29 protein-coding genes are annotated in these 26,071 nt (G+C 70.4%); 15 read left to right on the plus strand and 14 right to left on the minus strand.

The annotated features are described in order from the left end of the window. The first annotated feature begins 71 nt into the window (after positions 1 to 71). Both LPW41_RS11410 and LPW41_RS11415 read left to right on the plus strand, forming a co-directional pair. On the plus strand, positions 72 to 782 hold the full coding sequence (locus tag LPW41_RS11410; protein ID WP_144835233.1) for a CHRD domain-containing protein: 711 nt from the start codon (positions 72 to 74) through the stop codon (positions 780 to 782). Continuing rightward, entirely contained in the window at positions 779 to 1,441 is a 663-nt protein-coding gene (locus LPW41_RS11415; RefSeq protein ID WP_230704870.1) for a class F sortase, read from the plus strand. Before LPW41_RS11410 ends, LPW41_RS11415 begins: the two co-directional genes overlap by 4 nt. Before the next feature lie 7 nt (positions 1,442 to 1,448). Here the strand turns inward: LPW41_RS11415 and LPW41_RS11420 are convergent, their stop codons facing one another. Genes LPW41_RS11420 through LPW41_RS11430 form a run of 3 tightly spaced genes read right to left on the minus strand, consistent with a single transcriptional unit; the run spans position 1,449 to position 3,937 of the window. Further along, positions 1,449 to 2,063: a response regulator transcription factor gene (locus tag LPW41_RS11420; protein ID WP_230704871.1), complete on the minus strand. Its 615-nt coding sequence runs from the start codon at positions 2,061 to 2,063 to the stop codon at positions 1,449 to 1,451. Next, positions 2,060 to 3,448 (minus strand): sensor histidine kinase, encoded by a 1,389-nt coding sequence (locus tag LPW41_RS11425; RefSeq protein ID WP_144835238.1) that lies wholly within the window; start codon positions 3,446 to 3,448, stop codon positions 2,060 to 2,062. Before LPW41_RS11425 ends, LPW41_RS11420 begins: the two co-directional genes overlap by 4 nt. After that, positions 3,449 to 3,937: a hypothetical protein gene (locus LPW41_RS11430; protein WP_144835240.1), complete on the minus strand. Its 489-nt coding sequence runs from the start codon at positions 3,935 to 3,937 to the stop codon at positions 3,449 to 3,451. 171 nt (positions 3,938 to 4,108) lie between these two features. On the opposite strand from LPW41_RS11430, the gene LPW41_RS11435 reads away from it, so the two are divergent. Beyond that, entirely contained in the window at positions 4,109 to 4,978 is an 870-nt protein-coding gene (locus LPW41_RS11435) for a hypothetical protein (protein WP_144835242.1), read from the plus strand. Positions 4,979 to 5,097: 119 nt separating this feature from the next. Here LPW41_RS11435 and LPW41_RS11440 read toward each other — a convergent pair whose 3' ends face one another. Continuing rightward, a complete protein-coding gene (locus LPW41_RS11440) occupies positions 5,098 to 5,829 on the minus strand; it encodes a hypothetical protein (protein WP_230704872.1) in 732 nt (243 codons plus the stop codon). A 166-nt stretch (positions 5,830 to 5,995) separates the two neighbouring features. Here LPW41_RS11440 and LPW41_RS11445 point away from each other — a divergent pair, with 166 nt between their 5' ends. Together LPW41_RS11445 and LPW41_RS11450 are read left to right on the plus strand one after the other, a co-directional pair. Continuing rightward, entirely contained in the window at positions 5,996 to 6,244 is a 249-nt protein-coding gene (locus tag LPW41_RS11445; protein WP_144835245.1) for a type II toxin-antitoxin system Phd/YefM family antitoxin, read from the plus strand. Continuing rightward, positions 6,241 to 6,507 (plus strand): Txe/YoeB family addiction module toxin, encoded by a 267-nt coding sequence (locus LPW41_RS11450; protein WP_154096351.1) that lies wholly within the window; start codon positions 6,241 to 6,243, stop codon positions 6,505 to 6,507. The genes LPW41_RS11445 and LPW41_RS11450 overlap by 4 nt, the downstream gene beginning before the upstream one ends. Here the strand turns inward: LPW41_RS11450 and LPW41_RS11455 are convergent. From LPW41_RS11455 to LPW41_RS11465, 3 genes are all read right to left on the minus strand, one after another. Next, positions 6,501 to 6,713: a hypothetical protein gene (locus tag LPW41_RS11455; protein ID WP_144835249.1), complete on the minus strand. Its 213-nt coding sequence runs from the start codon at positions 6,711 to 6,713 to the stop codon at positions 6,501 to 6,503. The two genes, LPW41_RS11450 and LPW41_RS11455, sit on opposite strands and share 7 nt — an antisense overlap. 390 nt (positions 6,714 to 7,103) lie before the next feature. Further along, positions 7,104 to 8,177: a redox-regulated ATPase YchF gene (gene ychF / locus LPW41_RS11460; protein WP_230704873.1), complete on the minus strand. Its 1,074-nt coding sequence runs from the start codon at positions 8,175 to 8,177 to the stop codon at positions 7,104 to 7,106. 39 nt (positions 8,178 to 8,216) lie between these two features. Then, entirely contained in the window at positions 8,217 to 8,966 is a 750-nt protein-coding gene (locus LPW41_RS11465) for a class I SAM-dependent methyltransferase (protein ID WP_230704874.1), read from the minus strand. Between the two features lie 119 nt (positions 8,967 to 9,085). Between LPW41_RS11465 and LPW41_RS11470 the strand changes: the two genes are divergently transcribed. Together LPW41_RS11470 and LPW41_RS11475 are read left to right on the plus strand one after the other, a co-directional pair. Further along, positions 9,086 to 9,679 carry a 3'-5' exonuclease gene (locus tag LPW41_RS11470; protein ID WP_230704875.1) on the plus strand — a complete coding sequence of 198 codons (594 nt, stop codon included), beginning with the start codon at positions 9,086 to 9,088 and terminating at the stop codon, positions 9,677 to 9,679. A gap of 54 nt (positions 9,680 to 9,733) precedes the next feature. Beyond that, positions 9,734 to 11,062, plus strand: a complete 1,329-nt coding sequence (locus LPW41_RS11475; RefSeq protein ID WP_230704876.1) for a DNA recombination protein RmuC — start codon at positions 9,734 to 9,736, stop codon at positions 11,060 to 11,062. A 579-nt stretch (positions 11,063 to 11,641) separates the two neighbouring features. On the opposite strand, the gene glpX is transcribed toward LPW41_RS11475, so the two are convergent. Beyond that, positions 11,642 to 12,631, minus strand: coding sequence for a class II fructose-bisphosphatase (glpX, locus tag LPW41_RS11480; RefSeq protein ID WP_144835263.1), 990 nt, complete (start codon positions 12,629 to 12,631; stop codon positions 11,642 to 11,644). Between the two features lie 179 nt (positions 12,632 to 12,810). On the opposite strand from glpX, the gene fbaA reads away from it, so the two are divergent. Next, on the plus strand, positions 12,811 to 13,839 hold the full coding sequence (gene fbaA, locus LPW41_RS11485) for a class II fructose-bisphosphate aldolase (RefSeq protein WP_144785501.1): 1,029 nt from the start codon (positions 12,811 to 12,813) through the stop codon (positions 13,837 to 13,839). Positions 13,840 to 14,129: 290 nt separating this feature from the next. On the opposite strand, the gene LPW41_RS11490 is transcribed toward fbaA, so the two are convergent. From LPW41_RS11490 to LPW41_RS11510, 5 genes are all read right to left on the minus strand, one after another. Beyond that, on the minus strand, positions 14,130 to 14,675 hold the full coding sequence (locus tag LPW41_RS11490) for an MOSC domain-containing protein (protein ID WP_154096345.1): 546 nt from the start codon (positions 14,673 to 14,675) through the stop codon (positions 14,130 to 14,132). Between the two features lie 62 nt (positions 14,676 to 14,737). Further along, complete coding sequence (locus LPW41_RS11495) at positions 14,738 to 15,442, minus strand: zf-HC2 domain-containing protein (protein WP_154096344.1); 705 nt, start codon at positions 15,440 to 15,442, stop codon at positions 14,738 to 14,740. Next, entirely contained in the window at positions 15,439 to 15,942 is a 504-nt protein-coding gene (locus LPW41_RS11500) for a sigma-70 family RNA polymerase sigma factor (RefSeq protein WP_144835271.1), read from the minus strand. The genes LPW41_RS11495 and LPW41_RS11500 overlap by 4 nt, the downstream gene beginning before the upstream one ends. A 55-nt stretch (positions 15,943 to 15,997) precedes the next feature. Continuing rightward, on the minus strand, positions 15,998 to 16,600 hold the full coding sequence (locus LPW41_RS11505; RefSeq protein WP_154096343.1) for a DUF6264 family protein: 603 nt from the start codon (positions 16,598 to 16,600) through the stop codon (positions 15,998 to 16,000). Continuing rightward, positions 16,597 to 17,658 carry a 4-hydroxy-3-methylbut-2-enyl diphosphate reductase gene (locus LPW41_RS11510; RefSeq protein WP_186325601.1) on the minus strand — a complete coding sequence of 354 codons (1,062 nt, stop codon included), beginning with the start codon at positions 17,656 to 17,658 and terminating at the stop codon, positions 16,597 to 16,599. The genes LPW41_RS11505 and LPW41_RS11510 overlap by 4 nt, the downstream gene beginning before the upstream one ends. A 140-nt stretch (positions 17,659 to 17,798) precedes the next feature. Between LPW41_RS11510 and xseA the strand changes: the two genes are divergently transcribed. The 7 genes from xseA to LPW41_RS11545 are packed head-to-tail and all read left to right on the plus strand — an operon-like array spanning position 17,799 to position 24,252. Further along, positions 17,799 to 19,187 (plus strand): exodeoxyribonuclease VII large subunit, encoded by a 1,389-nt coding sequence (gene xseA, locus LPW41_RS11515; RefSeq protein WP_154096342.1) that lies wholly within the window; start codon positions 17,799 to 17,801, stop codon positions 19,185 to 19,187. Between the two features lie 10 nt (positions 19,188 to 19,197). After that, on the plus strand, positions 19,198 to 19,425 hold the full coding sequence (locus LPW41_RS11520; RefSeq protein WP_144835277.1) for an exodeoxyribonuclease VII small subunit: 228 nt from the start codon (positions 19,198 to 19,200) through the stop codon (positions 19,423 to 19,425). Next, positions 19,425 to 20,057, plus strand: coding sequence for a DUF4245 family protein (locus LPW41_RS11525; protein WP_154096341.1), 633 nt, complete (start codon positions 19,425 to 19,427; stop codon positions 20,055 to 20,057). The genes LPW41_RS11520 and LPW41_RS11525 overlap by 1 nt, the downstream gene beginning before the upstream one ends. Before the next feature lie 8 nt (positions 20,058 to 20,065). Next, positions 20,066 to 20,710, plus strand: a complete 645-nt coding sequence (locus LPW41_RS11530; protein WP_144835350.1) for a carbonic anhydrase — start codon at positions 20,066 to 20,068, stop codon at positions 20,708 to 20,710. A 32-nt stretch (positions 20,711 to 20,742) separates the two neighbouring features. Then, entirely contained in the window at positions 20,743 to 22,137 is a 1,395-nt protein-coding gene (locus LPW41_RS11535; RefSeq protein ID WP_144835281.1) for an aspartate ammonia-lyase, read from the plus strand. Positions 22,138 to 22,183: 46 nt separating this feature from the next. Beyond that, positions 22,184 to 23,599 carry a HAMP domain-containing sensor histidine kinase gene (locus LPW41_RS11540; RefSeq protein ID WP_144835283.1) on the plus strand — a complete coding sequence of 472 codons (1,416 nt, stop codon included), beginning with the start codon at positions 22,184 to 22,186 and terminating at the stop codon, positions 23,597 to 23,599. Then, on the plus strand, positions 23,596 to 24,252 hold the full coding sequence (locus LPW41_RS11545; RefSeq protein ID WP_144835285.1) for a response regulator transcription factor: 657 nt from the start codon (positions 23,596 to 23,598) through the stop codon (positions 24,250 to 24,252). The genes LPW41_RS11540 and LPW41_RS11545 overlap by 4 nt, the downstream gene beginning before the upstream one ends. A gap of 353 nt (positions 24,253 to 24,605) precedes the next feature. Here the strand turns inward: LPW41_RS11545 and LPW41_RS11550 are convergent, their stop codons facing one another. Beyond that, positions 24,606 to 25,967 (minus strand): PhoH family protein, encoded by a 1,362-nt coding sequence (locus tag LPW41_RS11550; RefSeq protein WP_230704877.1) that lies wholly within the window; start codon positions 25,965 to 25,967, stop codon positions 24,606 to 24,608. Between the last annotated feature and the right edge of the window lie 104 nt (positions 25,968 to 26,071).

The following is a 26,071-nucleotide window of genomic DNA, read 5'->3' on the forward strand; positions in this document are numbered from 1 at the left end:
GAACGCCGAAGCACTCGCGGTCGTACACCTCTGCCACCGGACGTTCCGCGTCCCGATCGAAAGGCACGACGATGACGAAGAAGACGTACGCCCGCCCACTGACGATCGGCGCCCTGGCCGGTGTCGCTCTGCTGGCCGTCGGTTCCCCCGCGTTCGCCGAGACGGAGGTGTCGGAACCGGCCGAATTCACGAGTGCGTTCACGGTCATGGCGACCCCCGATCAGGTGATCAACAACGACGGGGTCGCCGCACCGGGGCAGAGCGGCGCGACCGGCACCTTCACGTTCCGCATCAATTCGGACGAGGAGATCATCTGCTACGACATCCGCCTCGAGGGCGTCAGCGGCGACTACCAGAGCCCCGCCAAGACGGCGACGCACATCCACGAAGCCGCCGTCGGCAAGCCCGGCCCGCCGCGAATCGCCTTCCCGAATCCGGAGCCGGTCGGCGACGGACCGCGCACCTCGTCGGGATGCCTGCAGGGGCCCTTCACCACCGGTGTCGTCACGAACGGCGCCGACACCGGCACGGGCTTCTCGCTCAAGCAGATCGAAGCGAACCCCGCCGGGTTCACGGGCGATTCGCACACGGTCGACTTCGCAGCCGGAGTGGTCCGCGGCCAGCTGACGTCGATCCCCGTCGGCGGAGTCGACACCGGGGCCGGAGGCGCTGCGGCGACCGACGCCAGCGGTTGGGGCATCGCGGCCGCCGCCGGCGGACTCGGCCTCGTCGCCGCATCCGTCTTCGTCGTCCAGCGTCGACGCGCGGCCGACGCGAAGTGACCGACGCACGGCGCGGCGCGCGGCGGATCGCCCGGACAGGGCGGACCCTGCGTGCCGCGTGCGTGCTCGCGCTCGTCGGCGTGCTGGCCTACGCGGGATGCACCGCCGCATCCCCGGCAGCCGCCCCGGCATCTCCCGCATCCATCGTCCCACCGGCGTCCCCCGCCCCACCGGCGTCCACGCCCGAAGCCGCAGCGGCCGCACCCGCGGCTCCGGCTCCCCCTGCGCCCTCCCGCGTCGTCATCCCAGCGCTCTCCCTCGACGAAGAGCTGATCGACCTCGGGATCGCCGCGGACGGGAGCATGGAGGTCCCGGCCGACTACGACGAGGTGGGATGGTTCACCAGCGGCGGACGTCCCGGCGGAACCGGCCCGACCGTCATCGCCGCCCACGTCGACTCGCCCACCGGTCCTGCGGTGTTCGTGGACCTCGAGAACGTGGTCGTGGGCGACGTCATCGAGGTATACGACGACGGCGGCACCGCCCACGTCTACCGCGTCACCGAAACGGCCGACTACCCCAAGTCGGCTTTCCCCACCGCCCGTGCCTTCGGCGCCACCGCGAAAGACGAGCTGAGGCTCATCACCTGCGGCGGGGTGTTCGATCGCGATGCGGGTTCGTACGTCGACAACCGGGTGGTCTACGCCGAGCGCGCGTGATCGTCGCTCACGACCTCAGGTGATCCCGCGCCCACAGAGCGGCGCTCGTGCGGTCGGCGACGCCGATCTGCCGGAAGACGTTGCCCAGATGCGCCTTCACGGTCCGCTCCGAGATGCCGAGCGCCGTGGCCACCTGCTTGTTCGCGAGGCCGTTCGCGACGAGCCGCAGCACCTCCTCCTCGCGCGCGCTGAGGCCGTTGCCCGGTGCCGCGGCATCCGGAAGCAGAGCGCCGGCGACGCGGGCGTCGAGCGGCGTGTGGCCCTCCGCGACGGATCGCACGGCGGAGCGCAGGTCGGCGGGCTCGGCGTCCTTGAGCTGATACCCCGTGGCGCCGGCGGCGATCGCCCGACGGACCTGGTCGCGGTCGCCGAACGAGGTCAGCACCAGCACGCGGATGCTGGGATGCTCCGCCCGCACGGCACGCGTCGCCGCGATCCCGTCCATGACCGGCATCGACACGTCCATGACGACGACGTCGACCTCGGTCGTGCCGACGAGCGCGACGGCCTCCGCGCCGTTCGCCGCGGTGGCGGACACCACGATGTCACCGTCCGCGGCGAGCACCGAGGCGAGTCCCTCCCGCACCATCGAGTGGTCGTCGACGACGAGGACGCGGATCATTCGGACTCCCGGGGGCGATCGTGCGGGGGAAGGGTCACGCGCCACGCCGTGCCGTGACCGGGAGCGGTGGCGAGGGCGAGCTCGGCGCCGGCATCGGTGGCGAGGTCGCGCAGAACGCGCGTGCCGAGGTGCCCCTCGACGGGTGAGCGGTGCAGGGTCGCCATGTCGAACCCCCGGCCGTCGTCGGCGACCGTCAGCACGGTGCCGGCGTCCTCCGCGGCCACGGTGATCACGACGCGGCAGGGAGCCGCGTGGGTCACGGCGTTGCGCAATGCCTCCTGCACGACCCGGTACAGCAGGCGCTCGTGCTCCTCCGGCAGTTCGTCCACGGGCATCCGCAGGTCGAGCACGACGTCGGCTCCTCGCGTGCGGGCCGTCGCCGCGAGGTCGTGCAGGGCGGAGGCGAGACCGGACGCGCCCAGGCTCTCGGGGTAGATGTCGACCAGCAGCGAGCGCAGCACGCGCACGTTCCCGCGGACCGCCGCCGCCACCTCGCGCAGGCGCGACGCCCCGGCCTCCTCGCCGCGGCGGTCGGCCTCGACGGCCGCGCTCTCGGCGCCGTAGCTGGTGGCGACGAGTTCCTGCACCGGGCCGTCGTGCAGGCTGCCCGCGATGCGTCGGCGTTCGGCATCCGACGCATCCACCGCCCGCTGCAGCAGTTCGCTGCGTCGCGTCTCGGCCCGGCGGAGTTGCCGCAGAAGCGTCCAGACGATCGGGGCGGTGAGCACCGCGAGCAGCAGCAGACTGCTCGTCGTCACGCCGGTGAATCCGCGCCACAGCTCCGCTGAGCGCGCCGCGACGGGCTCATAGGGGTAGTAGACCTCGAACAGCAGCTGCTGCCCGCTCGCCGACCACACCGGACGGTAGACCTCGAGCAGGCGCGACCCGCTCTCGAACTCGTTCTCGTCCTCCGACAGGTCCGACACCGCCGCACGGGTCGAGGGGGTCGTGAGGGCCGCGCGCTGGGCCTCGTCGAGCTCGAAGGTGCGGCCGATCAACTGCGGCTCGTCGGCGTAGAGCACGCGCCCCTCGGGGCTCCAGATCTTCACCCGGATGACGTCGTCGCCGAGGATCTGCGACCGCACGGTCACGTCGAAGGCAGCGACGGCGGCCGGGTCTCCCGCGGCGAGCGCGTCACTGAGCGCGGGCCGCACGACGGCGTCCGCGAGCACGTTGGTCACCTGCGCGGCATCGTTGACCGCCTCGCGCTCCGCCAGCCACTGCGCGCCGAACCCGGCGAGCGCTGCGACGGCCACCAGCACGGCGGCCAGCCCCGCGGCGAGGCGCAGCAGCACGGCACGGGTCGACAGGGTGCGCGGGAGTGTCCGAGAGGGGCGCGCCGTGACGAGCACCTCCCACGACGGAGCGGAGGGGTCGGATGCCACTCAGTCGTCTCCCCCGTGGCGGTCGCCGCCGTGTCCGCTTGTGCCGCCATCGTCCGTGCCGCCGCTCCCAGCGCGGCCGCTGTCGTCGGTGCGGGATTGCGTCGAATCACCCGTGCCCTGCACGGCTCTGTCATCGCCGGGTTCGACGCGCGTGTCGCGCGGGGCGTCGCCACCGGCGTCTTCGGGAGTCGTCACCGCCGCACCGTCGTCGCTGCCGTGAGAGCCGTCGCCGCCGGGAGCGGAGTCATCGGTCGAGGTGGCGCCGCCATCGCGGTCGTCGCCGGGCTCGACCCGCTGGTCGCGCGGAACGTCTCCGCCATGATCGTCGACGGATGCCGAGGGCGAGGGCGTCGGCGCGAGCACCTGGGCGAGCGAGGGCACCGGCACGGGCACCGATTCGGCGAACGACGCATTGCCCCACAACCCGATCGCCGCGGGTGCGGCGGCTATCAGCAGAGCTCCCGCTCCGACAAGGATCCGCTTCTTCATGTCATCCGTCCTTTCGCCCATTTTCACCCGCAGTGCGGGGAACGCTGTCCACTGTTCGCGAAAGCGCACGGCCGGGCCATCGGACGATGGTCGTACTACCAAGGTCGCATTGCCCGGTCCGGGCGCCGGCCGCGACGGTGGGAGCAGCTCAACCGACGAAACGAGGCCCTCATGAGCAGCAGCACCTCCCCCCGTTCGACCCTGACCCGTACCACCGCGATCGTCGCGGCCGCCCTGGTCGCGGCATCCGGTCTCCTCTTCCCCGCCGCCGCGCAGGCGAAGACGACCTCGGTCGGCGGCGACTACGCCGTCACCGTGAACGGCACCACCTACAACCCCGCACCCGGCAAGGACGCGAAGCTCAAGGACGTCGCCGTCTCGGGCCGCATCACCGTCAGCGGCACGAACAACCGCTTCACGATCGACCCCGCCACGCTCGGCGTCTACGACTACACCCTCACGGGCGCTCCCGACACGCAGCGCATGGTCACGAGCCCCACCGTCGTGTTCGCCTCGAAGGTCCCGACCCTCACGGCCGCCCAGCGCAGCGGCGCCCGGCTGTCGAGCCTCGAGGTGCGCGACGACTCCCTGGTGGCGATCTTCACCACCGCCGGCGGCAAGCTGAAGATCCAGGCGAAGGACGGCGCGCAGGGCGGCATCTTCCAGATGGAGCCCGAGTTCGCCGCCCCGGTCGAACTCGTGCACACACTCGGCCCCGGACTCTTCTACTTCGTCAACCAGTACACCGGCAAGATCAACTTCGGAAACGGGGTGGATGCCGTGACCTCCGGCCCGGGCGCGCACCAGATGCTGCTGGGCAAGGACAGCCCGCAGGTCGCCACGAAGACCTACCAGGATGCGACCGTCACGAAGTGGACCGTCGCCTCGGGCGGCCGCATGGGCGGCGTGCTGGGCGAGGATGCGATCGAGCTCTCCGCGGGTGCGACCAACTGCACCAGCCAGTGCCAGGCGCAGAACCGCATCAACGGGTCGCTCCCCGTCCCCCCGAACCCGACGAACCCCACCCCCATCGGGGGCTGATCCACGACGCGAACGCCCCCGGCCGAAAGGTCGGGGGCGTTCGCGCGTGTCCGCCGGGCGCGGCTGAAAGGTCGGGGGCATTCGCTCGTGCCCGCCGAGCCCTCGGCTGACGGCGGGGTTCAGCCGACCGTCGTCGGTGCGAATCCCGCGAAACCGTCGATGCGCTGCTGCGCCACGGTCGTTCCCAGTTCGCCGCGGGCCGACGGATGCGTCCAGTAGTAGTGCAGAGCCGCATAGGTGGCCCGGGGCGCGGCATCCAGGGCGAACGTCGCGATCTTCCAGTCCCCGACGACGCCCCGCGTGCCGTCGCCGGTGTCGCGCTCGATGCGCAGGATCGGGATCTTGACCGGTCGCGCCTGCTGCACGCCCCTGTCGTTGGTCGTCGTGGCGCGGATCGCCGTCACCTCAGCCCAAGGAATGTCGACCGACGCGCCCTGGAAACGCACGGCCACTCCGCTGCGGCCCACGGCGACGCACTGACGGTTGCCCCACGACGAGCGGCTACGCGCGGCGAAGACGAGGTTGACGAACGACAGCAGGAAGAACAGACCCAGGATGCCGAAGACCACCGCGATCACGTACGGAATCGGTCCCTGCATCGAGGGGGTCGTGCCCGCCTGCGCGAGCACGGCCCAGGTCACCCAGCCCGCCCCGGCGGCGATCAGCCCGCACACGACGGTCAGGAAGAGCGGTGGGCGCTTGAGCGGGGCGACGTGCAGCCACTCGTCGGGTGCGCGGTCGAAGGTGCGGTTGAACATCTCGGCCGGCAGGAGCTGCAGCCGCTTCTTCGAGGCGAGCGGAAGCACCCACCCGGACGGGACGTTCGCGACGCGGGCGTCGATCTGGGCCATGCCAGCAGTGTAGGCAGGGGCACCGACATCACCGTCGTACTCTTCCCGGACGGCCGGGCGGCGTGGCATGGCTCCGACATCGCCGTCGGACCCTTGCTCGATGGGCGCGCGGCGTGGCACGACCGAGAGCCAAGTGGTACCATATCCTGTACCACTTGGAGGACTGATGGCGATCACCACGAGCGAGGCGCGACGCGACCTCTTCGGCCTCATCGAGCGGGTGAACCTCGACCACTCGGAAATCGAGATCACCTCGAAGCGAGGCTCGGCGGTGCTGATGTCGAAAGACGAATACGACTCTCTCATCGAGACGAGCTACCTTCTCCGATCCCCCGAGAACGCTCGTCGACTTCTGAGCGCGCTCCAGGACGCGCGCGCCGGAGACGTCGAGTCGCACGAGCTCGTCGAACCGTGAGCGAACGTCTCCTCGCGTGGACCAGCGGCGCGTGGGAGGACTACCTCTACTGGCAGACCCAGGACCGCAAAACCCTTCGCCGGATCAACCTGCTCATCGCCGACGTTCTGCGTGACGATCCCTTCGACGGGATCGGCAAACCCGAGCCGTTGAAGCACGCGCTGGCGGGAGCGTGGTCACGACGCATCGATGAGGCGAACCGGCTCGTCTACGTCGCTGACGACGCTCGAGTGACGATCCTGCAGGCTCGCTACCACTACTGATCGCCGCGGCGCCGGCCGCGCAGGGGATCAGCGGCGAGCCACATGGCGCGCCAGAACGCGACGAAGAACACGATCGCCGCGATGATCCACAGAACGAGCCAGATCAACCGCCCCTCAGCGGGTGCGGCGAACACGGCGAACATTGCGCCAATCCACACGGGGAGGCACACGAACTGCGCGATCTTCAACGTGCGAATATCGTTCACGAATTCACCGGATCTCCGCGCCGCCGCGGCCCTGCCGCAGGGCTCATAGACGGCGCCGTGTCCATATTCGAGTTGGCCTCCCGCCACCATCGGACGAGCGAAGAAGCGAACGGCGACGCCGCATCTTTGTGCGGAATGTCGAGACCATAATCGTCGCGCAAGAGAGTCACGATGCGCGCACTGAGGAGAGGGGCATCGTCACCAGCCCCGAGCCAACGCATAATCGGCGCGATCAGATCGTCGTACTCGTTCTCATCACCCGGTCCGTCGTCGTCGGCATAGACCCCGAGAACGTCCCACTCGATGAGCCGAGCCCGAAGCTCTGCGACGCGTCGCTCCGCGTCCCGTCGGATCCCGTCGCAACTCACCCGACCGTTCCTCTCGACCCGCTCAGTTGTTGAAGCGGAACTCCACCACGTCGCCGTCCTGCATGACGTAGTCCTTGCCTTCGAGGCGGGCCTTGCCCTTCGCACGGGCCTCGGCGACCGAGCCGAGCTCGACGAGGTCGTCGAACGAGATGACCTCGGCCTTGATGAAGCCCTTCTCGAAGTCGGTGTGGATCACACCGGCCGCCTGCGGCGCCTTCGCGCCCTGCGGGATCGTCCACGCGCGCGCTTCCTTGGGACCCGCGGTGAGGTAGGTCTGCAGGCCCAGCGTGGCGAACCCGATGCGGGCGAGCTGGTCGAGGCCCGACTCGTCCTGACCGGTCGACGCGAGCAGCTCGGCGGCGTCCTCGGGGTCGAGGTCGATCAGTTCCGACTCGATCTTCGCGTCGAGGAACACGGCCTTCGCGGGGGCGACCAGCGCGGCGAGTTCGTCCTTCCGAGACGGGTCGGTGAGCACGGCCTCGTCGACGTTGAAGACGAAGATGAACGGCTTGGCGGTGAGCAACCCGAGCTCGCGGATCGGCGAGAGGTCAATTCCGGATGCCGACAGCAGCACGCCACGCTGAAGGGCGTCCTGCGCGGCCTTGGCGGCCTCGAGCACCGAGGGGTCGAGCTTTTTGCCCTTGACCTCCTTCTCGTACCGGGTGATCGCCTTCTCGAGCGTCTGGAGGTCGGCGAGCTGCAGTTCGGCGTTGATGGTCTCCATGTCGTTCGCCGGGTTGACCGAACCGTCGACGTGCACGACGTCGTCGTCGGCGAATCCGCGCACGACCTGCGCGATGGCATCCGCTTCACGGATGTTCGCGAGGAACTGGTTGCCGAGGCCCTCGCCCTCGCTCGCGCCGCGGACGATGCCGGCGATATCGACGAACGACACCGCAGCGGGCACGAGCCGCTCGCTGCCGAACACATCGGCGAGCTTCTGCAGGCGCACATCGGGAAGGTTCACGACCCCGACGTTGGGCTCGATGGTGGCGAACGGGTAGTTCGCCGCGAGCACCGAGTTCTTGGTCAGAGCGTTGAAGAGGGTCGACTTTCCGACATTGGGAAGGCCGACGATTCCGATGGTAAGAGCCACGGGAGTCCAGGTTACCCGGCTGAGAGACTCCTCACCGCGTCAGTGTCGCCGCGTGCGGAACGCGTGGGTGACGTACGGCAGCGCGACCGCCCCGCCGTCGGCGAGTCCCGGCACGGATGCCACGACCCCGTCGACCGCGGCGTCGATTCCCGCCCGCTTCTCGGGGCTGGCCGTGATGACGTCGCTGCGCGAGCCGACGAGGTCGCGCAACTGCGGCAGGGTGATCTGCCGGTCCCAGCGCCACTCGCGGTGCTCCAGCCCCTCGAAGGGCTCGGCCACGCGCGGTCCAGTCGTCGCCAGGAGCACCTCGGCGTTCGAACCGCCCATCGCCGCCGTCAGCCGTTTCACCCAGTCGACGCTGTCGTCGCGGATGTTCCAGATGAGCCCCAGCTCTCCCCCGCTGCGCAGCACACGCGCGACCTCGCGGGAGGCCGGCTCGACGTCGACCCAGTGCCACGCCTGCCCCATGACGACGGCGTCGAGGGCGGAATCGGGCAGCGGCAGGCTCTCGGCCGTTCCGACGAAGGTGGGCACTCCTCGTGCGTTCTCCCGCAGGGTCGCGAGCATGTCGGCATCCGGATCGACGGCCACGACGTCGGCACCGAGCTCGACGACGGAGCGCGTCAGCTTGCCCGTTCCGGCACCGACGTCGGCCACGCGCAGACCGCGCCCCGGTTCGCGCACCCGTTCCAGCAGCCACGCGACCGCCTCGGCGGGGTAGCCCGGGCGCCCCGACTCATAGGCGGAGGCCGCCTGTCCGAACGAGGTCGATTTCGCCTGATCGCTCATGGCCCCGACCCTACGCCGACCCTCCGACATGGCATCCGGAGTCTTTTCGAGCGATCCCGGATGCCGCCGACCCCGGCGCGCCTCCTCGGCTCGACGCCGGGCCGGGTGAGGGTGGAGGCGTGGCTCTGGACTTCACCGCGATCGATTTCGAAACGGCGAACTCCAGTGGTGCGTCCGCGTGTGCCGTGGGTCTCACCCGGGTCCGGGGCGGCCGCGTCGTCGCCACCGCCGCCTGGCTGATCAAGCCTCCCGCCGGTCACGACCACTTCGCGCCGATCAACATCGGCATCCACGGCATCCAGCCCGCCGACGTGATGCACGCGCCGGGGTGGTCGGAGCAGCTGGAGCGCCTCACCGCGTTCGCCGGTTCCGACGTGCTCGTGGCCCACAACGCCGGTTTCGACATGTCGGTGCTGCGTCGCGCGTGCGCGGCGACGGGCGACGAGTGCCCGCCGTACCGCTACCTGTGCAGCGTGCAGATGTCGCGCAAGACCTACTCGCTCGCGTCGTACCGCCTCCCGCTCGTGGCCGCCGAGGCCGGCTGCTCGCCGTTCGCCCACCACGACGCCCTCGCCGATGCGGTCGCGTGCGCGGAGATCACGATCGACTGCGCCCGGCGCGCGGGTGCGGACGACGTCTTCGCCCTCGCCGCGCATCTCGGCGTGCGGGTGTCGCAGATCGCCGTCGAGCCGGCCGAGCGCGCGGTCGCCTGAGCCGTTTCGGCCCGTCTTTCCGGCGATGTCGGAGGTCTGGTGCATGCTGACCCTATGGACGCCATCGCCCTCATCCTCGTGATCATCGCCCTCGCCGTCGGCGCCGCGGGCGGCTGGTTCGTCGCGACCTCGCGCGCGGCGGCTCGCGACGCGACCGCGCAGCAGGCGCTGTCGGCGCGGGTGGCCGCCGCAGAGGCCGAGGGTGCCGGCCTGAGGGCGCAGCTCGACCACCAGGTGATTCTGTACCGCGAGCTGGCGGGGCAATCCCGGGCCGACCAGGCCGCGCGAGAAGAGCGCGAACGGCGCGAGCAGACGGTGCTGCGCGCCCTCGACCCCGTGCGCGAGACCCTCGACGCGATGCAGCGCAAGGTTGACGGTCTCGAGCGCGACCGCGTCGAGCAGTACACCGCGCTCGGCGAGCAGCTGCGCCTCTCGCGCGAGGCCGACGAGGCCCTGCGCGCGACGACGGAGTCCCTCGCCTCCGCCATGCGCTCGGGAACGACCCGCGGAGTGTGGGGCGAGACACAGCTGCGCCGCGTCGTCGAGGCCGCCGGTCTCACCCGCTACGTCGATTTCGACCTGCAGTCCTCGATCTCGAGCGACGCGGGCGCCGGTCGACCCGACATGGTCGTGCGACTGCCCGGGGGCAAGGCGCTGGCGGTGGATGCCAAGGTGCCCCTCGACGCGTACCTGCAGGCGAGCGCGATCCCGGTCACGGCGAACGGCGACGAGGGCATCCGCCGTTCCGGTCTGCTCGCGAAGCACGCGAAGGCCGTGCGCGCGCACGTCGACGCCCTCGCGAAGAAGGCGTACTGGTCGGGGCTGACGACGAGCCCCGAGTTCGTGGTCTGCTTCCTGCCGAGCGAGTCGCTGCTCGCCTCCGCGCTCGACGAAGACCCGACGCTGCTCGACTACGCCTTCACGCGGCGCGTCGCCCTCGCCTCCCCGGTGAACTTGTGGGCGGTGCTCAAGACGGTGGCGTTCACGTGGACGCAGCAAGACGTCTCCGACGAGGCCCGCACGCTCTTCACCCTCGGCACCGAACTGTACGAGCGGGTGGGGGTGCTGGCGGGTCACGCGAACGATCTCCGTCGCGCGATCGAGAAGACGGTCGACAGCTACAACCGTTTCGCCGGATCCCTCGAGTCGCGCGTGCTCGTCACGGCGCGCAAGTTCCCCGGCATCGACGAGACGAAGCTCGACGCGGTGGCGGCCCCGGCCGCGCTCGATGCGACGCCGCGGCGATGGACGGCCCCCGAGATGATCGATCTCGACGACGACCAACCGTCAGCGCGGTTCGCGGATGACCGAGACCGTCGCGCCGGTGTCCGCGCAGACCTCGGGTCGGTGCGGGAGCGCGCCGGACTGGAAGGAGACCAGTGAGGGTCGCGGTGACGCAGAGGGGCGAGCCGCAGTGCTCACCCACGGTGAGGCTCAAGACCCGCCGGGAACCCAGCTCAGCAGGCTGACCACGGCCGCGGACACACCGACGAAGGCGCCGACCATCCACCACGCGCTGACCTCGTGGCCCTCGTCGCGGCGAACGCGGAGAAGCACATCGGGGCGACGCGCAGGGTCGACTGCGCTGGCGATGACCGCCTGTGCACCTGTCTGAGGTGCGGCCTGATTCGTCGGAGCTGCTGCCATGGACGATCCCCCTTCGGGTCTCGGAAGAACACAGCGTCGCCGTTGACACTCCTTGAGATTCTGCCAGACGAGCCCTTTGACCCCGGTCACACTTGCGTCACGACACGCCCGGCTGTATCTGCACGTCGAGGCGACGACCGCGCGCCTCGCCCGGCTTCGTGTCGAGGCCCGCCCCCGCACCCCTCAAACCACGAGACTGCATCTCGCTGACGAGACCGGTGCAGCGTGCAACCGACTTGTCAGCGAGATGCAGTCTCGCGAGGGAACGCCGCAACCCTGAGCGGCGCACGTGCGCCCGCGTTCAGCCGCGCGGCGTCACAGCCACTTCGAGGTCAGGTGCTCCGACGAGATGCGGCGGAGGGTTCCCGAGGCACCGCGCAGCACGACGCTCTCGGTGTAGATGAAGTCGCCATCGCGACGGACTCCCTGCACGAGCTGACCGTCGGTCACGCCCGTGGCGACGAAGATCGTGTTCTTGCCCTTCACCAGGCCATCGGCCTCATACACCTGGCCGTCGACGTCGAGGCCGGCATCCCGACCCTTCTCCTTCTCGTCGTCGGTCCGCGGGGCGAGCACACCCTGGATGTGGCCACCCAGCGCCTTGATCGCGCACGCGGTGACGATGCCCTCGGGGCTTCCGCCGATGCCGACGCACATGTCGGTGCGGGCGTTGTGGCGGGCGGCGTTGATGCCACCGGCGACGTCGCCGTCGCTCATCAGGCGCGTACCGGCCCCGGCTTCACGGATGTCGGCGATCAGCTTCTCGTGGCGCGGGCGGTTCAGCACCGAGACGACCAGCTCGTCGACCGGCTTACCGAGGGCCTTCGCGAGCAGGCGGATGTTCTCCCCGATCGGGAGGCGGATGTCGACGACGCCCACACCCGCGGGACCGGTGACGAGCTTGTCCATGTAGAAGACGCTCGAGGCGTCGAGCATCGTGCCCTGGTCCGACACGGCGATGACCGAAAGGGCGTTCTGGCGGCCCGCGGCCGTGAGCGAGGTGCCGTCGATCGGGTCGACGGCCACGTCGCACTGGGGTCCGCGACCGCTGCCGACGCGCTCCCCGTTGTAGAGCATGGGGGCGTTGTCCTTCTCGCCCTCTCCAATGACGATCGTGCCGTCGAAGTTGACGGTGCTGAAGAACGCGCGCATCGCGTCGACGGCCGCACCGTCGGCGGCCTCCTTGTCGCCTCGACCGATGAAGGGGACGGCACGGATGGATGCAGCCTCCGTCGCCCTCACCAACTCCAGAGCCAGGTTGCGGTCGGGGTGCAAAGGGCTCATGTCGGCAGTCAGGCTCACCATGGGGTCACTGTATCCAGCCGAGGGAGGACAATCCCCGGTTTTGAGCGCATGTGCAACGAAGGAATCGCGGTTCTTAACGAAACAGCAGAAGTGCCGCGTTCCTGCCGCGCCCGCACCGTCACGATCGGGCGGCTTCGCTAGAGTGACCGTTGTCCCGACAACGACCAAGGAGCACCTCCATGCCCGTCGCTTCCCCTGAGCAGTACGCCGACATGCTGGACCGCGCGAAGGCCGGCGGCTTCGCGTATCCCGCGATCAACGTCTCGAGCTCGCAGACCATCAACTCGGTGCTCCAGGGCCTGACCGAGGCCGGCTCCGACGGCATCCTGCAGGTCACCACCGGCGGTGCCGACTACTTCGCCGGCCACACCGTCAAGGCCCGCGCCACCGGCGCCCTCGCCTTCGCCAAGTACGTGACCGAGGTCGCGAAGAACTACCCGATCACGGTCGCGCTGCACACCGACCACTGCCCCAAGGACGCCCTGCCCGGCTTCGTCCTGCCGCTGCTCGAGGCCTCCGAAGAAGAGGTCAAGGCGGGCCGCAACCCGATCTTCCAGTCGCACATGTGGGACGGCTCGGCCGTTCCCCTCGACGAGAACATCGACATCGCCGCAGAGCTCCTCCCCCGCATGAAGAACATCAACGCCATCCTCGAAATCGAGGTCGGCGTGGTCGGCGGCGAAGAAGACGGCGTGCAGCACGAGGGCTCGAACGAGGCCCTGTACACCACGGTCGCCGACGTGACCAAGGCCGTCGAGCGCCTCGGCCTCGGCGAGAACGGCCGCTACATCTCGGCCCTCACCTTCGGCAACGTGCACGGCGTGTACAAGCCCGGTGGCGTCAAGCTCCGCCCCGAGCTGCTCGGCGAGATCCAGGAGGGCATCGCCGCCAAGTTCGGCACCGGCCCCAAGCCCCTCGACCTCGTCTTCCACGGCGGCAGCGGCTCGACCGACGAAGAGATCGCCCTCGCGGTCGCCAACGGCGTCGTGAAGATGAACATCGACACCGACACCCAGTACGCCTTCACGCGCTCGATCGCGGGCTACATGTTCTCGAACTACGAGGGCGTGCTCAAGCTCGACGGCGAGGTCGGCAACAAGAAGCAGTACGACCCGCGCGCGTGGGGCAAGGTCGCCGAGTCGGCTATGGCCGTCCGCGTCGTCGAGGCCACGAAGCAGCTCGGCTCGTACGGCCAGTCCAAGAGCTGACGCCTCGTCATCCCTCGAACGCCCCGGCTCTCACGCCGGGGCGTTCGTCGTTTCCGGATGCCGCGCCCCGGTCCCCCGCCGCACGCGTCGGCGTCCACCATACGAGCGCCCCTCGAGCATCGAGACTGCATCTCGCTGACAATCCGGCGTCAGCCTGCAGCGGACTCGTCAGCGAGTTGCAGTCTCGCGCCACCGGCGAGGCGGAACGGCCCGCGATCACACAGCCAGCCCAGGGTGTGCCGGCAAAAAGCCCCGCCGTCGCGCACAGCGCATGATCGGCAGGGCAGCCCTCAGCTGCGGTAGACCTCGAGCACCGTCGGCGCATCCGCGGGAGATGACAGCACCTCGATGGCATCCCCCGCCCGCACCTCGCCGGCGCGGCGCACGCGCAGGTAGGCGCCGAGGCGTCCCTCGTCGGAGAAGCGTCTGACCCATCCCCGCGAGGCGGATCCGCCCACCCAGCGCGCGAAGGTCGCGCACGGCGTGCGGGGCATCGTCACCTCCACCTCGACGGTGTCGCCGATGCGCCAGATCTCCCCGATACGGGCGCCGTTGACGTCGAGCCCCTCGACCCGCAGGTTCTCGCCGAACCACCCGGGGTGCAGTTCGCGGCCGAGCTCGCCCTCCCAGAACGACGCGTCGTCCTGCGCGTAGGCGTACACGGCCTTGTCGGGTCCGCCGTGGTGCTTACGGCTGGCCTGCACGTCTGCGCGGACGCCGAGCTTGCCGACGCGTACGGCTCCGTCGACGGGACGCTTGTCGATCGCGGTGACGCCGATCGATCCGGCATCCGGATGCAATTCATGGACGGCGCAGACGGCGACGAGACGGGGCATGCGTCGATGCTAAACCGTCCGCTCAAGGCCGCCGTCACGCCCCCGCCACGCCGCGGCACGTGTCAGGGCGTGGCGAACTCGTGCCGCATGACCACGCGGTCGCCGTCGAGGGTGCGGATCTCGACGGCGCCGATGTCGGTGGTCGCCAGATCGGTGCCCGCGCTCAGCTCGGTCGTCGAGCCGGGGTCGGCCCTCCAGGTCGAGAGCACGCTGGTCGCGCCCGACCCGTCGGTGATCGCCAAGGCGTAGGGCCATCCTCCGGGCGGGGCGTCGAGCACCTCTCCGGTGTACTCGCACACGAGGTCGATCCGCGTGCCCCAGGGCGCCGAGGTCAGCCGCACCGATGCCTCGAGCGGCGCTCCCGCGATGTCGTCCAGCGCGTAGACGGTGCCCGCCGACTGCTGCGCCGAGCTCGTGATCGCCACCACGCTCGGCACGGCCACGCCGATGAGGGCGACGGATGCCGCGAGCACCCACACCGTCCTCCGCCGCGCCCTGCGTCGCTTGGCCGTCTCGACGACGCGTCCGCGCAGCGCGGGGTTGGGGGTCGCGAGCGGCACCGGACCGGTCGAGGCGTCGAGGGCGCGGGCGCGGTCGGCCGACAGGCGCGACAGCAGTCCTGCCGTCGGTGCGAGCTCTCCGACGGCGGCGCGGCACTCCGCGCACTCCGCGAGATGGGCTTCGTACTCGGCTCGGTCGCTCGCCGACAGCGCGCCCAGAACGTAGGCGCCGTCCCACGACGACAGTCGATCGTGTTCGTGGCTCATCGGGTCACCCCTCTCTCCTGCAGGGCGAGCCTCAGTGCTCGCACCGCGTAATGCAATCGCGACTTGACGGTGCCGGCCGGGATGCCGAGTTCTTCCGCCGCTTGCGCGACGCTGCGCCCGCCGTAGTAGGCGCTGACGATGACCGCGCGGTGATCCGGGGTCAGGGTCGCGAGGGCCTCCTCGACCAGGAGCGCATCGAACATGGCATCCGTGTCGTCGTCACGCACCCTTTCGGGCAGCTCGTCGACCGAGTGCTCGTGGCGCCGACGGGCGCTGCGGGCCTCGTCGATGACGATGTTGCGCGCGACGGTGTACATCCACGACCGCAGCGACGCGGGGTCGTCCGCCATCACCTTGGGTGTGCGCCACGCGCGCAGGAGGGTCTCCTGAACCACGTCGTCGGCTCCCGCGTGGTCACCGGTCAGGCTGACGACGTAGCGCCAGACGGGCGTCGCGTGCGCGTCGTAGAGCGCTGTCAACTGCGCGTGTTCGTCTCGCATCGCGGCATCCCCTCTCCCTCGTCCACAGGGGACACGGAATGCCGGGCCCGACGGTTCAGCTCGGGACGGTGTTCACGATCGCCGACATGAACTGCGGGTCGCCGACGAGGGCGATGGTGACGCAGATGCCGGCGATGAGTGCGGTCACGACGAATCCGACCAGCGGGATCCAGAAGGCGAGGCGGCCGCGCTTCATGCGGCGCCAGGTGAGCACCGCGGTGGCGAGCCACCCGATGCCGTACACGGCCGCTGCCGCGGCGCCCCAGACGTAACCGGCCGACAGGTTGGTGAAGGTCGCCTCGACGCCCAGCATGCGCGCGCCGGTCTCGGCGTACTCGGGGAAGTTCAGCAATTGGATGATCGTCGTGACCACCGAGAACAGGCCGTAGAAGAGCAGACCGAACGTGACGATGCGATCGACGCGGGCCCCGCGCGTGGTCGGAACGGGGAAGCCCGCGGCGGCCGGTTGCGCCGCGCGCGCGGGCTCGGGGGTGGGGGCGGGCTGCGGGGCGACGCCGGCGTCGAGCGCCTCGGTCACCTCGGGTCGCTGGATGCGGGCGCGCTGTTCCTCGGGTGTGGCGTACTCACCGAACTGCGGACGCGGGCGCGATCCGACCTCGGCCGGGCGTGCATCGCCGCGCGAGGAGTCGTCGCTCACGCGTGCCCCCGACCGCCGAGCGCGCGGCTGTCGCGCTTGCCCGAGGCATCCTGACGCAGCTCCTTGGGCAGCGAGAAGATCAAGTCCTCCTCGGCCGTGCGCACCTCTTCGACGTCGCGGTAACCGGCGCCGGCGAGCTCTTCGAGCACCTCGGTCACGAGCACCTCGGGCACCGACGCGCCGCTGGTGACGCCGACGGTCTCGACGCCCTCGAGCCACTCCTGCTTGACCTCGTCGACGTAGTCGACGCGGTAGGCGGCCTTCGCGCCGTGCTCGAGGGCGACCTCGACCAGGCGCACGCTGTTCGAACTGTTCGCCGAACCCACCACGATCACGAGGTCGGCGCCGACGGCCACCTTTTTGATCGCGACCTGGCGGTTCTGGGTGGCGTAGCAGATGTCGTCGGAGGGCGGATCCTGCAGCTCGGGGAAGCGCTCGCGCAGGCGCCGCACGGTCTCCATCGTCTCGTCGACCGACAGCGTGGTCTGAGAGAGCCACACGACCTTCGACGGGTCGCGCACCTCGATGGTGTCGGCGTGGGCGGGCGAGTTCACGACGGTGACGTGCTCGGGAGCCTCGCCGGCGGTGCCCTCGACCTCTTCGTGGCCCTCGTGGCCGATCAGCAGGATCTCGAAGTCATCACGGGCGAAGCGCACGGCCTCGCGGTGCACCTTGGTCACGAGGGGGCACGTGGCGTCGATCGCCTGCAGGCCGCGGTCGGAGGCGGCGGAAACGACGGCCGGCGACACCCCGTGGGCGCTGAAGACGACGTGGGCGCCCGAGGGGACCTCGTCGACCTCCTCGACGAAGATCGCGCCCTTCTTCTCGAGCTCGGTCACAACGTGGATGTTGTGCACGATCTGCTTGCGCACGTAGACCGGGGCGCCGTAGCGTTCGAGCGCCTTCTCGACGGCGATGACGGCACGGTCGACGCCGGCGCAGTAGCCGCGGGGTGCTGCGAGCAGCACCTTCTTCTTGCCCTGGACGGGGACGTCCTGAAGCCGTCCGCGTCGACCCGGGATGCGGGGAACGGGCAGGTGCACGGCAGGTGAGCTCACCCCTCGATTCTACGGGGGCGCCCCTGGGCACCGGCCGAACCCGCCCGGCGCGACCGGTCCGGATAGCATGGGACCTTCCCCTCCCGAGAGACGTCCGGCTCTCGCGGCCCCCGCCGACGGCGTGCATCCCAGCGAGTGACATGACCTCTTTCCAGCCCGAGACCGTTCCGGGTCAGGCGCCGCCCGCCGACAGCGTGCACCCGCGCGACTCCTCCACCGACGCCCCCACCTCGGTGTCGCGGCTGAACGACACGATCCGCGGTTTCATCGAGCGCTGGGGATCGGTCTGGGTCGAGGGCGAGATCACCTCGTTCAACCGCCGCGGCGGCAACGTGTTCGGGCGATTGAAAGACCTCGGCACCGAGTCGACGGTGGCGTTCCGCATCTGGTCGAGCACCCTCAACCGGCTGCCGAGAGACCTCAAGGTCGGCGACCACGTCGTCGCGTGCGTGAAGGCCGACTACTTCCCGCGCACCGGCGACTTCTCGTTCGCGATCTCGGCGATGCGGCACGTGGGCCTTGGCGAACAGCTCGAGCGCCTCGAGCGCCTGCGCGTGCAGCTGCGTTCGGAGGGCCTGTTCGACCCCGTGCGCAAGAAGAAGCTGCCGTTCCTCCCCCACTGCATCGGTCTCATCACGGGCGAGAACTCGGATGCCGAGAAAGACGTGCACCGCAACGCCGAGCTGCGGTGGCCCCGGGTGAGCTTCCGCACGCGGCACGCCGCCGTGCAGGGTGATCGCTGCGTTCCCGAGACGATCGCGGCATTGAAGGCGCTGGATGCCGACCCCGAGGTCGACGTCATCATCATCGCCCGCGGCGGCGGCGACCCGCAGACCCTGCTCGGCTTCAGCGACGAGCGACTGCTGCGAGCGGTGGCCGCGGCATCCACCCCGATCGTCAGCGCCATCGGCCACGAGAACGACCGCCCCCTGCTCGACGAGGTCGCCGACGTGCGCGCGTCCACCCCCACCGACGCGGCCAAGCGCGTGGTCCCCGACGTCAGCGAGCAGCGCGCTCTCGTGTCGCAGCTGCGCGCGCGCCTGACCGGCCGCCTCACCCAGCGGGTGCTGCACGACATCGCCCAGCTCGAGCAGGTCCGCTCCCGCCCGGCGCTGCGCACCCCGCACACCATGCTCACCTCTCGCGCGCAGGAGCTGTGGATGCTCTCGAACCGCGGTCGCGACATCGTCGACCGTCGCATCGAGACCGGGCAGCGCCGCACGAGCGAGCTCGGCGCGGCCCTGCGCGCGCTCTCGCCCGTGGCCACGCTGGCTCGCGGCTACGCGATCGCGCAGCTCGACGACGGCTCGGTCGTGCGCGACGCCGCCCAGGCTCCCGCCGGTGCGGCCCTGCGCCTCACGGTCGAGAACGGCACGCTCGCCGCCCGGTCCGAGGGAGCGGTGCCCGACGTGGTGCCGCACGGGACGACGGATGCCGCACCCCGGTCGAACGCCGAGGGCACGGCATCCGGAAACACTCCCCTCGACGCCGAGTCAATCGGCGACGGCCCGTCGGAGGGTCGCGCCTAGAATGGACGACATGACCGCGACGACCCCCGGCTCCGCCGCCGACGTCGCCACCCTCTCGTTCGAGCAGGCCCGCGACGAACTCGTGCGCGTCGTCGCCGAGCTCGAACAGGGCGCACCCACGCTCGAGGAGTCCCTGGCTCTGTGGGAGCGCGGCGAGAAGCTCTACGCCCGCTGCGAAGAGTGGCTGCTCGGCGCCAAGCGGCGGCTCGACGCCGCGCGCGGCGAGGGAGACGACTGATGGCCCGCATCGTCGCGCACCTCGGCCGCCCCGAGACCCCGCAAGAGACCGCCGACCGCAAGGCGGAGTTCTCGGCGCGCTACCGCAACAGCAAGACGTTCAAGAACCTCATCGCCGCGATCCTCGTGACCGTCGCGGTGGTCTTCGTCGTGGTGGCCGGCGTGCCCCGCGGCGAGCCGGTGGCCCAGCCCCAGCCCGATGTTCCCGCTCTCGCGGCCGGCATCGAGAGCGACCTCGGTCGTCCCGTCCTGACCCCGTCGCTCGGCGACGGCTGGCGCGTCAACCAGGCGAGCACCGAGGGCGTCGGCGGCACCGAGGCGTGGACCATGGTCTACGTGCGCGAGGGCGAGTCGGGCTTCCTCCGCGTCGCCCAGGGCTTCGACGCCGACGAGGCATGGGTCGGCCAGGTGCTCGACGGCACCCGCAGCACCGAGACCACCGAAGTCGGCGGCATCACCTGGAACGTCTACCGCCCGTCCAACCCCTCGGGCACGGGCAACATCGACTACGCGCTCGCCACCCCCGCCGGGCCCGACTACGTGCTCGTCTACGGCGACGCCGCACCCGAAACGGCCGCCCTCGCGGCGGCATCCGTCACATCCCAGATCGAGCAGTTGAGAGAGGTCCCGTGAGCGAGCGCATGACCCCCCGTCAGGTGTGGCAGCAGATGGTGGAGGGCAACAAGCGCTTCATCGCGGGCGAACCCGCCCACCCCCGCCAAGACGTCGAGCGCCGCGCCGAGCTGGCCTCCTCGCAGCACCCGAGCGCCGCCCTCTTCGGCTGCGCCGACTCGCGCCTGGCCGCGGAGATCATCTTCGACGAGGGTCTGGGCGACCTCTTCGTCGTGCGCAACGCCGGCCAGGTCATCTCCGACTCGGTGATCGGCAGCCTCGAGTACGCCGTCGGCGTGCTCGAAGTCCCGCTCATCGTCGTGCTCGCGCACGACGCGTGCGGAGCGGTCGGCGCGGCGATCGAGAGCACCGGCGCCGACGCCCCCACGCTCCCGCCGTACATCTGGCGGCAGATCGCGCCCATCGTGCCCGCCGTGCGCCGCGTGCAGCGAGAGAACGTCGTCGACGGCCACCTGCCCGAGCACGTCGACCCCGAGCTCGTCGGCCGTGAGCACCTGCGCCACACCGTGGCCGACCTGCTGCGCGCCTCCGAACTGATCAGCGAAGCCGTGGCCGAGGGCCGCACCGCCGTGGTCGGAGCGAACTACCGCCTCGACGAGGGTGAAGCCGTCCCCGTCGTCATCGTGGGCGACGTAGAAGACCCCCGCATCTGAGAACCGAACGAACGACCTGGAGGAACGACGACGTGACCGACATCGAGTACCGCATCGAACACGACACCATGGGTGAGGTGCGGGTGCCCAAAGACGCGCTCTACGCCGCGCAGACCCAGCGCGCGGTGGAGAACTTCCCGATCTCGGGGAAGGGGCTCGAGTCGACGCAGATCGCCGCCCTCGCGCGCATCAAGAAGGCCGCGGCCCTCGCCAACAAGGAGCTCGGCACGCTCGACGGTGCGATCGCGGATGCCATCGCCCAAGCCGCCGACGAGGTCGTCGCCGGAACGCACGACGCGCACTTCCCGGTCGACACCTACCAGACCGGTAGCGGCACCTCGTCGAACATGAACATGAACGAGGTGCTCGCGACCCTCGCCACCCGCATCCTCGGCGACACCGTTCACCCCAACGACCACGTCAACGCCTCGCAGTCGTCGAACGACGTCTTCCCGACCTCGGTGCACATCGCCGTCACCCAGGCGCTGATCACCGACCTCATCCCGGCGCTGCAGCACCTCTCGACCGCCCTCGAGACCAAGGCCGACGCCTGGAAGGGCATCGTGAAGTCGGGTCGCACCCACCTCATGGACGCCACCCCCGTCACCCTCGGCCAGGAGTTCGGCGGCTACGCCCGCCAGATGCGCCTCGGCATCGAGCGCGTCGAGGCCGTCCTCCCCCGCGTCGGAGAGGTCCCCCTCGGCGGCACGGCCGTGGGTACCGGCATCAACACCCCGCTCGGCTTCCCGCAGAAGGTCATCGAGCTGCTCGCGGCCGAGACCCAGCTACCGATCACCGAGGCGAAGGACCACTTCGAGGCCCAGGCCAACCGCGACGGCCTCGTCGAGGCATCCGGAGCCCTCCGCACCATCGCGGTGTCGCTGACCAAGATCAACAACGACATCCGTTGGATGGGCTCGGGGCCCAACACCGGTCTCGGCGAGCTGCACATCCCCGACCTGCAGCCCGGCTCCTCGATCATGCCCGGCAAGGTCAACCCGGTCGTCCCCGAGGCCACGCTCATGGTGTGCGCCCGCGTGATCGGCAACGACGCCACCGTCGCCTGGGCCGGCGCCTCGGGGTCGTTCGAGCTCAACGTCGCGATCCCCGTCATGGGCACCGCGCTGCTCGAGTCGATCCGCCTGCTCTCCAACGCCATGCGCGTGCTCGCCGACAAGACCATCGACGGCCTCGAGGCCAACGTGGCGCGCGCCGAGGCGTTCGCCGGCATGTCGCCCTCGATCGTCACCCCGCTCAACAAGGTCATCGGTTACGAGGCCGCGGCGAAGATCGCGAAGCACTCCGTCGCCAAGGGCATCACGGTGCGCGAGGCCGTCATCGACCTCGGCTACGTCGAGCGCGGCGAGATCACCGAAGAGGTGCTCGACGCCAAGCTCGACCTGCTGTCGATGACGCACCCGGGCTGAGCCGCCCCCGCACGATCACGACGCCGAGGCGCGCCATAATCGAAGGATGAGCCCCGCGACGAGACCTCTCTCGACGCGGGTGCGACTCCTCGGCGCGATCCTCGGCGTCGTGCTGCTCGGGCTGATCCTGGCGGGCGGGGCGACCTTCCTCGTGCAGAGCGAACGCGTCGTCCAGAACGCCCAACGCCAGCTCGACGGGTTCGTCGCGACGGTGTCGTCGAGCGGAGGCAGCGCGGTCGCGCTCGCCTCGGCGGCGATCCCCGGTCGCAGCGACGGCACGGTCGCCCTCGTCGGCGGACGGGTGCTGGCCTCGACGCCCTCACCTCCCGGTCTCGACGTCGCGGGCGACGCCGCCCTGGTCTCGTCGCTGTCCGCGGCCATCGCCGACGGAGAGCTCTCGGGGCGGGTCGACAGCAGCCACGGTCCGATGATGTACGCCGCGGTGCCCGTGACCGACGGCGTGGTCGTGCAGCTGATCTCGGTCGACCAGCGCATGGAGCTCGTGACCCTCTCCACCGCCAGCTACGCCGTGACGGGCGCCGTCGTCCTCGTGCTCGTGGCCGTCGCCGGGTGGTTCGTCATCGGGCGGTTGTTCTCGCCCTTGAAGCGCCTGCGCGACACCGCCGACGCCATCACGATCGACCGCATGGGCGACCGCCTGCGCGCCCACGGCAACGACGAGATCTCCGACCTCGCCACCTCCGTCAACTCGATGCTCGACCGCCTCGCGATGTCGGTCGATGCGCAACGCCAGCTGCTCGACGACGTGCGGCACGAGCTGAAGACCCCCATCACCATCGTGCGCGGTCACCTCGAGATGATGGATCCCGCCGATCCGCACGACGCGGCCGAGACGCGAGAGCTCGGCATCGCCGAGCTCGACCGGCTGACGCGCCTCGTCGACGACATCGACGCGCTGGCCGACGTCGAGACCGACGCTCTGGCGGCCGAGGTCATCGACGTCTCCGCGCTGACCGACCGCGTCGCCGAGCTCGCGGGCGCGATCCCCCATCACCCCTGGTCCGTCGCGCACCGTGCGCGCGTGCGCATCCTCGGCGACACCGACCGCATCGTGCAGGCGTGGCTGCAGCTCGCCGACAACGCGGCCAAGTACACCCCCGCCGGCTCCCCCGTCGAGATCGGCAGCACCGCCGACGACACCACGGCCTATCTCTGGGTGCGCGACCACGGCCCCGGCATCCCCCCCGCCGCCCGCCACCGCGTGTTCCGCCGGTTCGACCGGTTGTCGACGCGCCGCGGTGTCGACGGCTCGGGCCTCGGCCTGTCGATCGTGGACGCCATCGCGAAAGCTCACGACGGCCGCTGCTCCGTCTCCGACACCCCCGGCGGCGGCGCGACGGTCACGCTCCACATCCCCGTCACCGGCGTCCGCGCCTCGGCCGCCCTGCCGACCCCGGTGCGCGCGGGCGACGTCGTGCTGCAGAGAGAGGCCACCGGATGACCCGCATCCTCATCGCCGAAGACGAAGAGCGCATCTCGGCCTTCGTCGCGAAGGGACTCGAGGCGGCCGGCTACCAGACCCTGATCGTCGACGACGGCGCCGAAGCCCTCGACACCGCCCTGTCGGGATCGTGCGACCTCGTGCTCCTCGACGTGGGACTGCCGACGATGGACGGCTTCGAGGTCTTGCGGAGCCTGCGCGGGCAGGGGGCGACGATCCCCGTCATCATGCTGACCGCGCGTACGAGTACCCGTGACACCGTGGACGGGCTCGATGCGGGGGCCAACGACTACGTGGCGAAGCCCTTCAAGTTCGACGAGCTGCTGGCGCGCGTGCGCCTGCGGTTGCGCGAGCCGGTGACGGTCGGGGTCGCGACCCTCGCCCACGGCGAGGTCACGCTCGACGTGCTCGGTCGGCGCGCGACCGTCGGCTCGCGCGAGGTCGATCTGAGTGCCCGCGAGTTCGCCCTCGCCGAGGAGTTCGTGCGTCACGCGGGGCAGGTGCTCAGCCGGGAGCAGTTGCTGAGTCGCGTGTGGAGCATGGACTTCGACCCCAACTCCAACGTCGTCGACGTCTACGTGCGCTACCTGCGGGCAAAGATCGGCGCGGCCCACATCGTCACCGTCCGCGGGGCCGGCTACCGCTGGGAGTGACGGCGGAAACCCGAAAACCCCCGGTGGGGGAACCGGGGGCTCAGGGAGATGCGTCCGGTGGTCTTCCGACTCACCCGAAGAGCGGTGACCTGCGCGTGACGCTCTCGTTCCAGGGGATCCGCCGAGGCGGCGGCGGGGTGTTCCCCGCCTGTGCTTCCACCCTGACGGGCGTTCGTGAGATCGCGGGGAGTCGCAGATGAGAACCCTCTCATCTACGGACATCGGCACCGGCCGGCGCACCGCGGGGTGACGAGGGAGTTCCCGGATGCCGCGGCGCCCGACATCAGCTCCCCGTCGGCCCCCGCACGACGAAGGGCCGGGACACCGCGGCATCCCGGCCCTCCTCGATCTCGTCAGGACAGCTCGCCGGCCTCCAGCAGCTCGGTCACGAGCGCGGCGATGGCCGAGCGCTCCGAGCGCGTGAGGGTGACGTGCCCGAACAGGCCGTGGCCCTTCAGCGTCTCGATCACCGAGGCGACGCCGTCGTGCCGACCGACCCGCAGGTTGTCGCGCTGGCCCACGTCGTGCGTCAGCACCACGCGGGAGTTCTGGCCGATGCGGCTCAGCACGGTCAGCAGCACGTTGCGCTCGAGGGACTGCGCCTCGTCGACGATCACGAACGCGTCGTGCAGCGATCGGCCGCGGATGTGGGTCAGAGGCAGCACCTCGAGCAGGCCGCGAGCCAGCACCTCCTCGAGGACGTTGCCCGACACCACCGAGCCGAGCGTGTCGAAGACGGCCTGTCCCCAGGGCCCCATCTTCTCGGCCTGGTCGCCGGGGAGGTAGCCGAGCTCCTGACCGCCCACGGCGAACAGGGGGCGGAACACGATGATCTTCTTCTGCTGCTGGCGCTCGAGCACGGCCTCGAGCGCCGCGCAGAGGGCGAGGGCCGACTTGCCGGTGCCGGCGCGCCCGCCGAGCGACACGATCCCGACCTCGGGGTCGAGGAGCAGGTCGAGCGCGATGCGCTGCTCAGCGGAGCGGCCGTGCAGCCCGAAGGCGTCGCGGTCGCCGCGCACGAGGCGGTACTCCCCCTTGCCGGTCACGCGGCCCAGCGCCGATCCCCGCTCGGAGTGGATGACGAGGCCGGTGTTCACGGGCAGACCCGCCACGGCGGGGCTCACCCCGACCTCGGTCTCGTACAGGTCCGAGATTTCGTCGCCCGAGAGGTCGATCGTGGTGATGCCGGTCCAGCCCGAATCCATCGCCTGCTCGGCGAGGTACTCCTCGGTGCTGAGACCGAGCGAGGCCGCCTTGACGCGCATCGGCAGGTCTTTCGACACGACCGTGACCTCGGCGCCGTCCTTGGCGATGTTCATCGCGACCGCGAGGATGCGGCTGTCGTTGCCGCCGGTGCGCATGCCCGAGGGCAGCACGGAGGGGTCGGTGTTGTTCAGCTCGACGCGCAGCGTGCCGTCGTCTCCGACGGGCACGGGGAAGTCGAGGCGGCCGTGCTCGATGCGGAGCTCGTCGAGGTGGCGCAGGGCCTGCCGCGCGAAATAGCCGATCTCGGGGTCGTGACGTTTGCCCTCGAGTTCTATGATCACCACGACGGGGATCACCACGGAGTTCTCCGCGAAGCGGAAGAACGCCCGGGGGTCGCTCAGCAGGACGGAGGTGTCCAGGACGTACGTGCGCAGGGCCTGATCGGCTCCGGCTTCGGACTCGGTGCTCTCGACGACGTGACGCTGGTCGTACGGTGCTCGTGCAGTCACAACCCACTCCCGACCCGGGTGTTTCACCCGGTTTTCACGAGTCGACCTGTGGGTCACGAGTCGCGATCCGAAGGTCGACTCGACCGGACTCCGTGTCCGATGTG

Origin of the sequence: Microbacterium sp. JC 701, from assembly GCF_021026215.1 — a bacterium.
Classification (GTDB): domain Bacteria; phylum Actinomycetota; class Actinomycetes; order Actinomycetales; family Microbacteriaceae; genus Microbacterium; species Microbacterium algihabitans.